The following is a 12,005-nucleotide window of genomic DNA, read 5'->3' on the forward strand; positions in this document are numbered from 1 at the left end:
CTCCTGCGGCATGAGGACGGCGCTCACCGGGGCAACCAGGCACGCAGCACGGCCAGCAGGTTTTCCGTATTGACGGGCTTGGAGAGGTAGTCCCAGGCGCCGGCCTCTATGCATTTCTCGCGGTCCCCCTTCATGGCCTTGGCCGTGACAGCGATCATGGGCAAGGTCTTGCCGGCCGGCAGCTTGCGAATCTCCTGCATGGTGACCAGTCCGTCCATCACAGGCATCATGATGTCCATCAGTACCACGCTGAGCTGCGGATCGGAGGCGACTTTGGCGATGGCATCGTGGCCGTTGTCAGCCCAGACGATGTCCATGCCCTCCCCCTCCAGCACGGTGGCCAGAGCGAAGATATTGCGCATGTCATCGTCGACGATCAGCACCCTTTTTCCCGCGAGTGACTTGTTGGCGTCGTGGAAGTTTCTCAAGGTGCTACGCTGCCTGTCCGTCATGCGCGCCTCGCTTACATGCAGGGCATGCAGGGCCAGGTCTATCACCCGGGGGACGGACCTGGCTTCGCGGAAAAGGTAGCCGTCGTGTGACTGCCAGGCAGGCTGAAGCTGCGCATCGATCATGCCTTCACGCCAGACCACCACCTGCAGCGGCCCGAGCACCGGGGCCGCGGGCGAGGCATTTAGCAAACGGTCGAGCCCGTTCGCCAGTGATGCCTCATCGGTCACGGCGCATTCCAGGCGGGCGAAATCCTCGGGTTTGACGTCCGCCAGTGACGGCACCGCCAGGCACTGAACATGGCTGCCGCCTAGCAGGCTGGTGACCTCGGCACGCAACGCTTCGTCCTTCAACGCAACAAGCACATGCCGCACAGGGCGCGACACATAGCGGTGCAGCTGATCCAGCATTTCGTCGAGAACTTCCCTGGCCGGGATCGGTTTCTCAATGAATGCCATGGCGCCGGATCGATAGGCGCGCTCCTTGGAATCGTCGGTGGAGATCACGCAAACCGGAATGTGCCTGACGCCGAAGTCCTGCTTGATGCGCTCGAGTACGCGCCAGCCCTCCATGTCGGGAAGATGCATGTCCAGCGTGATGGCCGAAGGCTTGAATTCGGCGGCAAGCGTGAGGGCGCGGGCCCCCAGTGGCGTCACCAGGCCCTTGAACCCCTTGGCCCTTGCGGCATCGAGCAAAAAGCTGGCAAAGGCCAGGTCATTTTCCACAATCAGGAGCACAAAGTCGCCAGGCTGAATGGTGTGCCGGTCATCCGCAGCCTCATCGGCCGCTGAGTGCGTGTCCAGAGACAGCACGGAATCATCGAAGGCGACTTCCAGCTTCTCGAAACCCAGGCGGCTGATCGGCGCGGCCGGCTCGAAGCGCTGCTCGGCGCTGCTGCCCGGCTTGCGCGCTCCGCGCGTCGAAGCGTAGACCAGCGGCAGGTAGAGCACAAAGCTGCTGCCTTCGCCGGGCGCGCTGGACAGGCGTATTTCGCCGCCCAGCAGGCGCGAGAGTTCGCGACTGATGGCCAAACCCAGACCGGTACCGCCGTACTTGCGGCTGGTACTGCCGTCAGCCTGCTGGAAGGCTTCAAAGATGATCTGCTGCTTGTCGGCGGAAATACCGATACCTGTGTCAGTAACGGAAAACGCCAGCACCTGCTGCGCGCGGTTGAGTTCCTCGTTGTCCGGACTCCAGCCGGTAAAGGCTTCTTCTATCGCCAGGGCCACATGACCCTGGTGCGTGAATTTGAAGGCGTTGGACAACAGGTTTTTGAGAATCTGCTGCAGGCGCTTGACGTCGGTCACCATGGAAATCGGCAACTGCAACCCGGTGGTGATCAGGAAATCCACATTCTTGGCTTCGGCCACATGGCGGAAAGTGCGCTCGACATACATCTGCAGGTCGGACAGCCGCAGCTCGTTCACATCCACGACCACCGTGCCCGACTCGATCTTCGACAAGTCCAGGATGTCGTTGATCAGCATCAGCAGGTCGTTGCCGGAGGAATGAATGGTCTTGGAAAACTCCACCTGCTTGTTGGTCAGGTTGCCTTCCGAGTTCTTGCACAGCTGATCGGACAGGATCAGCAGGCTGTTGAGCGGCGTGCGCAGCTCATGCGACATATTGGCCAGAAACTCCGACTTGTACTTGGACGTGAGCGAAAGCTGTTTGGCCTTTTCCTCGAGCGCCTGACGGGCCTGCTCGACCTCTTGGTTCTTTCGCTCTACTTCGTCGTTCTGCTGGACCAGCAGATGGGCTTTTTCCTGCAGTTCCTCGTTGGTCTGCTGCAGTTCTTCCTGCCGGCTTTGCAGCTCCTGCGCCAGGGACTGCGACTGGGTCAGCAAGTCCTCGGTGCGCATATTCGCTTCAATCGTGTTGATCACGATGCCGATACTCTCCGTGAGCTGGTCCAGGAAAGCCTGGTGAGTCGGGTTAAAGCGCTCGACTGAGGCGAGTTCCACCACGCCGCGAACCTGGCCTTCGAAGATGATGGGCAGCACCAGGATGTCCATAGGCGCCACTTCGGTAAGGCCGGACGATATCTTGAGGCCCTGCGGTAGCGAGGACGTCAACAGGATCTTTTGTTTGTCGAAAGCGCACTGGCCTATCAGACCCTGGCCCAGGTCGATTTCCTTTCCGTAAGCGCCCTGCCCGTCAGACGCGTAGCTGGCCATGAGGCGCAGGCGCGGCCTCTCGTGCGTGTAGCTCAGCACATAAAACTCCGCCTGCTGCGCGCCAACCACCGGTGCCAGCTCCGAGAGAATCAGATGCCCCACGGCCACCAGGTCTTTCTGGCCCTGCAGCATCCGGCTGAATTTGGCGAGATTGGTTTTGAGCCAGTCCTGCTCTGTGTTGACCTGGGTCGTGTCCTTGAGGTTGCGGATCATTTCATTGATCGTATCTTTCAGTGCCGCCACCTCACCGAGTGCCTCGACCGTGATCGACCGCGTCAAGTCACCTTGGGTCACGGCAGTGGCCACCTCGGCGATGGCGCGCACCTGGGTCGTCAGGTTGGCAGCCAGCTGGTTCACGTTCTCCGTCAGGCCTTTCCAGGTGCCGGCGGCTCCGGGAACCTTGGCCTGGCCGCCCAGCTTGCCTTCCACGCCGACCTCGCGCGCCACCGTGGTTACCTGATCGGCGAAGGTGGCCAGGGTGTCAGTCATGCCGTTGATGGTATCGGCCAGCGCGGCGATCTCGCCCTTGGCTTCCACGGTCAGCTTGCGCTCCAGGTCGCCGTTGGCCACGGCCGTCACCACGCGCGCAATGCCTCGCACCTGGCTGGTCAGATTGCCAGCCATGAAGTTCACGTTGTCCGTCAAATCTTTCCACGTGCCGGCCACGCCCTGCACGTCGGCCTGCCCGCCCAGTTTGCCCTCGGTGCCCACTTCTCGTGCCACCCGCGTCACTTCGGACGCAAACGAGCGAAGCTGATCCACCATGGTGTTGATGGTGGCCTTGAGTTCGAGGATTTCACCCTTCACGTCCACCGTGATCTTCTTGGAAAGGTCACCGGCCGCCACGGCCTTGGTCACGTCGGCGATGTTTCGCACCTGTGATGTCAGGTTACCGGCCATGAAGTTCACGTTGTCAGTCAAATCCTTCCAGGTACCGGCAACACCTTGCACATCGGCCTGCCCGCCCAGTTTGCCCTCGGTACCCACCTCGCGCGCCACCCGTGTCACTTCAGAGGCAAATGACCGCAGCTGATCCACCATGGTGTTGATGGTGTTCTTGAGCTCGAGGATTTCGCCCTTCACGTCCACCGTGATCTTCTTCGAAAGGTCACCGGCGGCCACGGCCGTCGTCACCTCGGCAATGTTGCGCACCTGCGCCGTCAGGTTGGAACCCATGGAGTTGACCGAATCGGTCAAGTCCTTCCAGGTACCGGCAACGCCCTGCACGTCGGCCTGCCCGCCCAGCTTGCCTTCGGTACCCACCTCGCGCGCCACCCGCGTCACCTCAGAAGCAAATGACCGCAGCTGATCCACCATGGTGTTGATGGTGTTCTTGAGCTCGAGGATTTCGCCCTTCACGTCCACCGTGATCTTCTTCGAAAGGTCACCGGCGGCCACGGCCGTCGTCACCTCGGCAATGTTGCGCACCTGCGCCGTCAGGTTGGAGCCCATGGAGTTGACCGAATCGGTCAAATCTTTCCACGTGCCGGCTACACCTTGCACGTCGGCTTGGCCGCCCAGTTTGCCCTCGGTACCCACTTCTCGCGCCACCCGCGTCACCTCAGAAGCAAATGACCGCAGTTGATCCACCATGGTGTTGATGGTGTTCTTGAGCTCGAGGATTTCGCCCTTCACGTCTACCGTGATCTTCTTCGAAAGGTCGCCCGCCGCCACAGCCTTGGTCACCTCGGCAATGTTGCGCACCTGGCCGGTCAGGTTGGAGCCCATGGAGTTGACCGAGTCAGTCAAGTCCTTCCAGGTGCCGGCTACACCTTGCACATCGGCCTGCCCGCCCAGCTTGCCCTCGGTGCCCACCTCGCGTGCGACTCGCGTTACTTCAGAAGCAAAAGACGACAACTGGTCCACCATGGTGTTGATGGTGTTCTTGAGTTCGAGGATTTCGCCCTTCACATCCACCGTGATCTTCTTCGAAAGGTCACCGGCGGCCACGGCGGTCGTCACCTCGGCAATGTTGCGCACCTGGCCGGTCAGGTTGGAGCCCATGGAGTTGACCGAATCGGTCAAATCTTTCCACGTGCCGGCTACACCTTGCACGTCGGCTTGGCCGCCCAGTTTGCCCTCGGTGCCCACTTCTCGCGCCACCCGCGTCACTTCAGAAGCAAAAGACGAGAGCTGGTCCACCATGGTGTTGATGGTGTTCTTGAGCTCGAGAATCTCACCCTTCACGTCCACCGTGATCTTCTTGGAAAGGTCACCGGCGGCCACAGCTTTGGTCACGTCGGCGATGTTGCGCACCTGTGATGTCAGATTGCCGGCCATGAAGTTCACGTTGTCGGTCAGATCCTTCCAGGTACCGGCTACACCTTGCACATCGGCCTGCCCGCCCAGTTTGCCTTCGGTGCCTACTTCTCGTGCCACCCGCGTCACTTCGGACGCAAACGAGCGAAGCTGATCCACCATGGTGTTGATGGTGTTCTTGAGCTCGAGGATTTCGCCCTTCACGTCCACCGTGATCTTCTTGGACAAGTCACCGGCCGCCACGGCGGTCGTCACCTCGGCAATATTGCGCACCTGCGCCGTCAGGTTGGAACCCATGGAGTTGACCGAATCGGTCAAGTCCTTCCAGGTACCGGCCACGCCCTGCACATCGGCCTGGCCGCCCAGCTTGCCTTCGGTTCCCACCTCGCGCGCCACCCGTGTCACTTCAGCTGAGAAGGTCCCCAGCTGCTCCACCATCTTGTTGATGATCATGGCCGTACGCAGGAACTCGCCTTCCAGCGCCTTGCCTTCTGCTTCGAGGGCCATGCTCTTGGAGAGATCGCCCTGGGCGACGGCGCCAATCACACGCGCCACTTCGCTGGTCGGATGAACCAGATCCGCTATCAGGGAATTGATGGATTCGGCAGAGTCGCGCCAGAAGCCGGAGGCATCGGGCACGAATGCGCGCTCTTTCAAGCGGCCTTCCTTTCCGACCACCCGGCTCAATCGCTCCAGTTCTCGCGCCATCCGGACGTTCTCGGAAACGACATCGTTAAATGCATCTGCAACCTTGCCCGGTACACCCGTCCAGTCCTGCGGCAACGACGCATGCACATCGCCCTTCTTAAGGTCGGTCAACGCTGCGAGAATAATTTTTGTCTGGTCCGCTGCCGTATCGGCGTCATCAAGCACGGTGTTAATCGCGACAGCGTTTTCCAGCCAGAAGCCGGATAGTTTTTCTTCCGGCAGACGGCGACTCACTCGCGCTGCAGAGCGGGATTTGGCAGCAAGTCCCTTGCAGCGGCTGGTGGTCGCCGCAGTCATAGCCGACAGCTGATTGAATTCAGCGGCTATTTTCCCGTACACGCCTTCCCACTCGGTCGGAAGTGTGACTGCGAGTTCGCCCCGCCGCAACGCGCTCAGGGATTTGAGAATGAACTTGAGTTCGGTGTCGCGCTCCACCACCGAAAGCTTGGCCAGTGCCTCCATATCATTCATCCTGTATTGAAGGTAACGTTTTGTAGAAACGGCTGACGAGATTACTCGCGAACATTCAGAATGACAACACAAAGCCCTCACTATTTACCGAAGGGCGCGGCAATTTGCAGCATGCCTGTCACAACCTTTCATCTGTAGGTTTTGGCTTACATACCACTCCCTTCTGACGCTGTATATTTTGAAGTTACGCCTTGAAAATATCGCAGCAAGATGTATTCAAAAAAAACGGCGCGGCCCTGCAGCCAACCCTGCAGTTTTCTGGAGCATTTTCGACGGCACCATCACCATGAATGTTCAATTCCACAGCACATCAATCCAGGAAACGGCATTGGAAAGATGCGTGGCGGAGGCGGCGCAATACGCACTCCTGCGGCGACTCGCGCCCGTGATTCGTCACAATATGGCGGGTACGCTGCAGCCGATTGCCATGGTTGCGGCCATGCTGGAAAGGCGACTCCAAAAAGCAGACACAGATCCGGAAACGCTGCAGCGAAATGCACGCGACATCGTGGCGTTGTCCAAAGAGGCAGCTGCATCCTGTGTTGATTTGATGGGCTGGCTTGCTCCCCGGGAAAACAAGTCAGTCAAAGTCGGAAAAGGCATTGCGGAGTGTCTGGGCATGGTGGCAACCCAGCTCTCGTTCAAGGGCATTTCCATTGTCGACAACACCAGCCAGGTCGATGTCGAGCTCTCCCAGTCGGCGCTGCGCAATGTGTTAACAGCCGCGATCATTACCCTGACCGACACGGCCACCGGACCCAGGGCACTGCTCGTGGAAACTGAATTCACCGATGGTTTCTTTTCCGTTCAGGCTTCATTGAATGAGCCGAATGCGTCCACGCCTGCGCGGGTGCCTGAGAAGTCGTCGTATCGGCAACTTGAATGGCATGACCTGGAAGCATTGGCTCTGCGGGAAGCCGTGCGCCTGACCCGTACGGAAAATCGGATCGCACTGCTATTTGAAACATTGCCGACAGCGACGGACAGGCTGGCCGAAGCGGTGCAAGCCTGACGAAATACCTTTGGGTTCACCCCGGCCTCCCTCATTCGGCGATAGATGTAGGACGATGGAGCGTATGCCCCAATTGCCTGTTTTCCACTGGCACACTGAGGTCATGAGCAACGTTCAAACCCTTGCGGTCGCTTGTTGCCTGGCATTGGGCACATTTCTGCCGCCGGCTGCCGCGCAAGCGCAGCAAGCCCCCGCCGTTTCCGCGGAACCCCACGCCGCTGCCCTGCTCGAAAAGCATGTGGCGTTGGCAGGGCAGCTGGCGCAGAACGCCTACCATAGACCGCTTTTTCTGGAGTCTTCAGAAGGCACCAACACGGTAACTGGAAGTGCATACGCCGTACTGAATTCCCCTTTCAATACGGTTAGCGCCGCTTTCAAAAGTCCTAATCGCTGGTGCGAAATGCTGATGCTCCACATCAACACCAAATACTGCCACGCCAGCTCGGACAGCAGTCCCAGCACCCTGAAAATGAACATCGGCAAAAAAACCGCACAGCAGCTGGAGGACGCATTCGCGTTGCAATTCAACTATCGGCTGGTCGCCAGCTCTTCCGACTATCTGGGTGCCCAACTCAACGCCGATAGAGGTCCGCTGGGAACCAGCAACTACCGGATCGAATTGCAGGCGGTTCCACTGCCTGGTGGAAAAACCTTCATTCATTTGGGTTATTCCTATGGCTACGGCATCACCAGCCGCCTGGCCATGCAGGGCTACCTTGCCACCGTGGGCAGTGGAAAAGTGGGATTCACCCAAATACGGCAAGACCAGCACATGACGCATGTAGGCGGAATGCGCGGCGCGGTAGAGCGCAACACCATGCGTTACTACCTGGCGATTGAAGCCTACCTCGCCGCTGTGGACAAACCAGCCGCGCAGCAACTTGAAGCGCGCATGCTGCATTGGTTTGATGCCACGGAACAGTACGCACGGCAGCTTCATGAGGTAGACAAGAACACTTATCTCACCATGAAAAGGGCTGAGTACCAGCGGCAGCAGGCCGCCCTGTAAGCTATTGCGCTGAGTGCCCGCGCGAGCTGGAGCTGTGTTTAAACCGCCTGCGGCGGCACATTGGTCGCCGGCTCGCGGATCGGAAGCGTCGGCTCCAGCGGTGGATCATTGACCTCGGGGGGCGTGCCAGGCGCAGGAGGAATAATCATCGGTGGCACCTCGGTGGGAACATGGATGCCCGGGGTGCCGGGGCTGGGTTCCGGAACGGGAACATGAAGTCTCATTGGGTGCTCCGGGGCCAGGGAGTTATCTGATCCAGCGTGGCAGGTGCGAACCGACGCGGCGACGCAACTGTGATCGCAGCATGATCATGGCCAAGGCTCCGGCGGCGGCGGCCATCAATGCCGAACGGCACGGGTATTCCGCGACCTGGGTTCGAAGAGAACCCATAAGAGGGGCCCGCTTGTCGCCGGCCCGGACTGCCGGCGGCCGGGTCACCTGGGCGTCGGACGAAAAACCGCCTGTTCCATGGACCTGCTCCGCCAATACTGCCTCTTCGGCGGACGGAAAAATATCTTCTGACAGCTTGCGTTGACCTGCACCGGAACGGTAAACAGGGCCCTCTGAGGACAGGCCTGTTAACACTGCGGATTCATTCATGCCGTCCTCCTTCAGGCTCGCTGGAGCGCGGATTCGTCATTCGCAACCCGGTCCAGTTTTTGGCTTTGAGTTACGCAGTAAGCAAGCAGGCAGTCAATCTCAGTCGATTTGTCAAATACCGCATCGACACCCAACTCCGCACAGCGCCTGCGCATTTCGGGTGTTGCGTAGTTACTGAACACCACTATTTTTTGAAGCGGCCTGCGGGTGCGGCAAGCCTGCAACACCCCGAGACCGCTTCCTTTCTTGAGAAAGAGGTCGACGATGGCCAGATCCCATTGGGCGTCGTTGCGCGTCAGCCACTCTGCCCCCTGCTCTTCAGTATCAGACGTGCCAACCGCTTCCACCGGAGCGAGTTCTTCCAGCGTACTGATCAGGTTTTCGCGGATGGTCGGGTTGTCCTCTACCACATAGGTTTTCATTTTTGGCAACGTCATCGGCGTATCCCCGTCTGTAACTGGGCATGGATGTCTTTCATGGTTGCAAATTTAAGCGAAGCGTCTTCCGGTTTCTGCCGGAGGGACGAGCATGCCCGTGTAGGAGAAAAGGCCAGCGCGCCGCCAAGGCGCCTGAAACTGACGTCCACATGAACACTTTACACACGCCGAAACGGTAAGCCATGTCTTACGCAAGGAGAAGAAAGGCCTTACAGGGTGCACCGGCATCCGGCTACCGAATATGGATCTGCCGGCCCGTATGGTCTATGCACCAGACAACGACACCGGGACACAACCGGTGGAGCGCAAACCACACGGGGAATCACCATGAAACTGATGGGCGGACTTTTGGCAGGCATGGCAGCAGGATTGCTCACCGCCTGGCGAATTCATGCAAGCCCCCGGGATATCGACCTCGTCCATGCATTTCTCACCGCGCTTGTCTGCGCAGCAAGCCTGTTTTTGTGTTCAATGCTGTTGCCCGATGGCCTTGCCGACGCACTTCAGGAACTCATGGGCTGGTGCCTGGCTGGCACCGTTGCCGCACTGGCACTGCTGGCCTGCGTGAAGGGGCTGGAAGGTTTGCTCGATACGTGACGGCCATATTGCGCCGGCCAAACCGCCGGCCCGCCTGCTGCCAAAAGCCCCAGGCGCACCTTTCTTTCACCCGCCCCTGACGCCATCTTTTAAGAAGAAAGACTTTTCATGCCGCCATCCAAGCGCAACGCTATCAACCCTGGCCGAAATGCGGAGGGTGCAAAAGACAAAAAGTCGCAGCTTGAGGGGTTCTCCACCGGCCCGGCCGCGGCCCTGACCACCAACCAGGGCCTGCAGATTCCGGACAACCATAACTCGCTGAAGGCGGGCGTGCGTGGCCCTACCCTGCTGGAGGATTTCATCCTTCGCGAAAAGATCACCCATTTCGACCACGAACGCATTCCGGAACGCGCCGTCCATGCACGAGGCTCCGCTGCACATGGGTACTTCAAACCCTACAAGTCGATGGTGCAATACACCAGCGCCGCCTTTCTCCAGGACCCGGACGTGGAAACGCCGGTATTTGTGCGGTTTTCTACCGTGGCCGGCTCCAGGGGCTCGGCGGATACTGTGCGTGACGTGCGCGGGTTTGCCGTGAAGTTTTACACCTCCGAGGGAAATTACGACCTTGTCGGCAACAACATTCCCGTTTTCTTTATCCAGGATGCCATCAAGTTTCCGGACCTGATCCATGCAGTCAAGCCCGAGCCGCACCATGAAATGCCCCAGGCGGCCAGTGCCCACGACACCTTCTGGGATTTTGCTTCGCTGATGCCCGAAACCACACACATGCTGATGTGGGCCATGTCAGACCGCGCCATACCGCGCAGCCTCCGCATGATGGAGGGCTTCGGTGTCCATGCATTTCGTTTTATCAATGCCCGCGGCGATTCGCACTTTGTGAAGTTTCACTGGAAACCCAAGCTCGGCGTTCACGGACTGGCATGGGATGAAGCACAGAAGATTGCCGGCAAAGACGCTGACTTTCACCGGCGCGACCTGTGGGAGGCCATCGAAAGTGGCAATTTTCCCGAATGGGAACTGGGCGTTCAAATCGTGGACGAAGGCAAGGAGGACGAGCTGGGGTTCGACATCCTGGACCCGACCAAACTGATTCCGGAAGAACAGGTGCCCGTGCAGATCATCGGGAAGATGGTGTTGAACCGTAATCCCGACAATTTCTTTGCTGAAACCGAGCAGGTGGCATTCCACCCCGGCCACCTGGTGCCGGGCATCGATTTTTCCAATGACCCGCTGCTGCAGGGGCGCCTTTTTTCCTATACGGACACGCAGCTGTCACGCCTGGGCGGCGCCAATTTTCATGAGATTCCGATCAACCGGGCCGTTTGCCCGATGCACAACTTCCAGCGGGACGGTATGCACCGCCAGGCGATCAGCAAGGGACGGGTAGCGTATGAGCCCAATACGCTGGGCAATGGGACAGAGTTCAGGGTCGATGGCGGAGCGCACGGCTTTCAGTCATACCCCGAACAGGTGGAGCCACCCAAAATCAGGCGCCGCAGTCCTTCATTCGATGACCATTTCTCCCAAGCGGCACTGTTCTGGAACAGCCAGAGCGCAGTGGAAAAAGACCATATCGTTGCGGCATTCCGGTTTGAGCTGTCCAAAGTGGAGGTCCCTGAAATCCGCCAGCGCATGGTGGACAACCTGGCCCATGTGGACCTGAAACTGGCAACCCGTGTGGCAACCCCGCTGGGCATCAATCCGCCGGATCCCAAGGCTGCATCCGGCCGGCTGGGTTTCCGGGACTACCGCATCACCAGCAAGATCGAGGAAGACCCGGCATTGCGCATGGTGGGCCGCACCGGCGGCAGCGTCAAGACACGCAAAGTGGCCATCCTGGTAGCGGACGGCGTCGAAGCCGCAGCCCTCAAGCGCATCCAGCAAGACCTCCTGGACGCCGGTGCGCTGTGCAAACTCGTCGCGCCGCACCTGGGCACGGTCAGCACCTCGTCCGGCCGGCAGCTTGCGGTGGACCATACTTTCACGAATATGCCCTCCGTGATGTTCGACGCAGTGCTGATCCCCGGGGGAAGCGACAGCATAGGCACCCTGGCCGCCATGGGCGAAGCTGTGCATTTCGTGCTGGAGGCCTACAAGCATTGCAAAACGATTTGCGCCATCAACGATGGCGCCCAGCTGTTAAGCACCCTGGGTTTCAGCCTGGGCAAAGACCCGGAGCTGATCCACGTGCCGACGCCGGGAGTCCTGATAGCCGATGCACGCAAAGTGACTGAGGGGCAGGTTTCCCAAGACTTCATGACAGCCATCGCCCAGCATCGCCACTGGGACCGGCTGAATGTCGACGCCATCCCGGCGTGAGA

At 59.5% G+C, this 12,005-nt stretch carries 8 protein-coding genes; 4 read left to right on the top strand and 4 right to left on the bottom strand.

Annotation, left to right across the window (positions count from 1 at the left end; genetic code table 11):
• Positions 1-23: 23 nt before the first annotated feature.
• Positions 24-6,056, bottom strand: coding sequence for a HAMP domain-containing protein (locus AC1DYQ_RS08000; protein ID WP_477686352.1), 6,033 nt, complete (start codon positions 6,054-6,056; stop codon positions 24-26).
• A gap of 295 nt (positions 6,057-6,351) precedes the next feature.
• On the opposite strand from AC1DYQ_RS08000, the gene AC1DYQ_RS08005 reads away from it, so the two are divergent.
• Both AC1DYQ_RS08005 and AC1DYQ_RS08010 read left to right on the top strand, forming a co-directional pair.
• A complete protein-coding gene (locus AC1DYQ_RS08005) occupies positions 6,352-7,077 on the top strand; it encodes a hypothetical protein (RefSeq protein WP_477686353.1) in 726 nt (241 codons plus the stop codon).
• Between the two features lie 406 nt (positions 7,078-7,483).
• Entirely contained in the window at positions 7,484-8,086 is a 603-nt protein-coding gene (locus tag AC1DYQ_RS08010) for a hypothetical protein (protein ID WP_477686354.1), read from the top strand.
• 38 nt (positions 8,087-8,124) lie between these two features.
• Here AC1DYQ_RS08010 and AC1DYQ_RS08015 read toward each other — a convergent pair whose 3' ends face one another.
• From AC1DYQ_RS08015 to AC1DYQ_RS08025, 3 genes are read right to left on the bottom strand one after another with little or no spacing between them, the layout of a single operon-like run.
• The gene (locus tag AC1DYQ_RS08015; RefSeq protein ID WP_477686355.1) at positions 8,125-8,310 is read right to left on the bottom strand and encodes a hypothetical protein; all 186 of its coding nucleotides are present in this window, start codon (positions 8,308-8,310) and stop codon (positions 8,125-8,127) included.
• A 22-nt stretch (positions 8,311-8,332) separates the two neighbouring features.
• A complete protein-coding gene (locus tag AC1DYQ_RS08020) occupies positions 8,333-8,686 on the bottom strand; it encodes a hypothetical protein (protein WP_477686356.1) in 354 nt (117 codons plus the stop codon).
• Positions 8,687-8,697: 11 nt separating this feature from the next.
• Positions 8,698-9,123, bottom strand: coding sequence for a response regulator (locus AC1DYQ_RS08025; protein WP_477686357.1), 426 nt, complete (start codon positions 9,121-9,123; stop codon positions 8,698-8,700).
• A 327-nt stretch (positions 9,124-9,450) separates the two neighbouring features.
• Between AC1DYQ_RS08025 and AC1DYQ_RS08030 the strand changes: the two genes are divergently transcribed.
• Both AC1DYQ_RS08030 and katE read left to right on the top strand, forming a co-directional pair.
• A complete protein-coding gene (locus AC1DYQ_RS08030) occupies positions 9,451-9,720 on the top strand; it encodes a hypothetical protein (RefSeq protein ID WP_457282788.1) in 270 nt (89 codons plus the stop codon).
• 108 nt (positions 9,721-9,828) lie between these two features.
• Complete coding sequence (gene katE, locus AC1DYQ_RS08035; RefSeq protein WP_477686358.1) at positions 9,829-12,003, top strand: catalase HPII; 2,175 nt, start codon at positions 9,829-9,831, stop codon at positions 12,001-12,003.
• Positions 12,004-12,005 lie beyond the last annotated feature (2 nt).

This window comes from Polaromonas sp. P1_F4 (assembly GCF_056405675.1).

Coding starts and splice junctions, on each gene's coding strand:
- AC1DYQ_RS08000 (WP_477686352.1), bottom strand. CDS start 6,056: ATGGAGGCACTGGCCAAGCTTTCGGTGGTGGAGCGCGACACCGAACTC.
- AC1DYQ_RS08005 (WP_477686353.1), top strand. CDS start 6,352: ATGAATGTTCAATTCCACAGCACATCAATCCAGGAAACGGCATTGGAA.
- AC1DYQ_RS08010 (WP_477686354.1), top strand. CDS start 7,484: ATGCTCCACATCAACACCAAATACTGCCACGCCAGCTCGGACAGCAGT.
- AC1DYQ_RS08015 (WP_477686355.1), bottom strand. CDS start 8,310: ATGAGACTTCATGTTCCCGTTCCGGAACCCAGCCCCGGCACCCCGGGC.
- AC1DYQ_RS08020 (WP_477686356.1), bottom strand. CDS start 8,686: ATGAATGAATCCGCAGTGTTAACAGGCCTGTCCTCAGAGGGCCCTGTT.
- AC1DYQ_RS08025 (WP_477686357.1), bottom strand. CDS start 9,123: ATGACGTTGCCAAAAATGAAAACCTATGTGGTAGAGGACAACCCGACC.
- AC1DYQ_RS08030 (WP_457282788.1), top strand. CDS start 9,451: ATGAAACTGATGGGCGGACTTTTGGCAGGCATGGCAGCAGGATTGCTC.
- katE (WP_477686358.1), top strand. CDS start 9,829: ATGCCGCCATCCAAGCGCAACGCTATCAACCCTGGCCGAAATGCGGAG.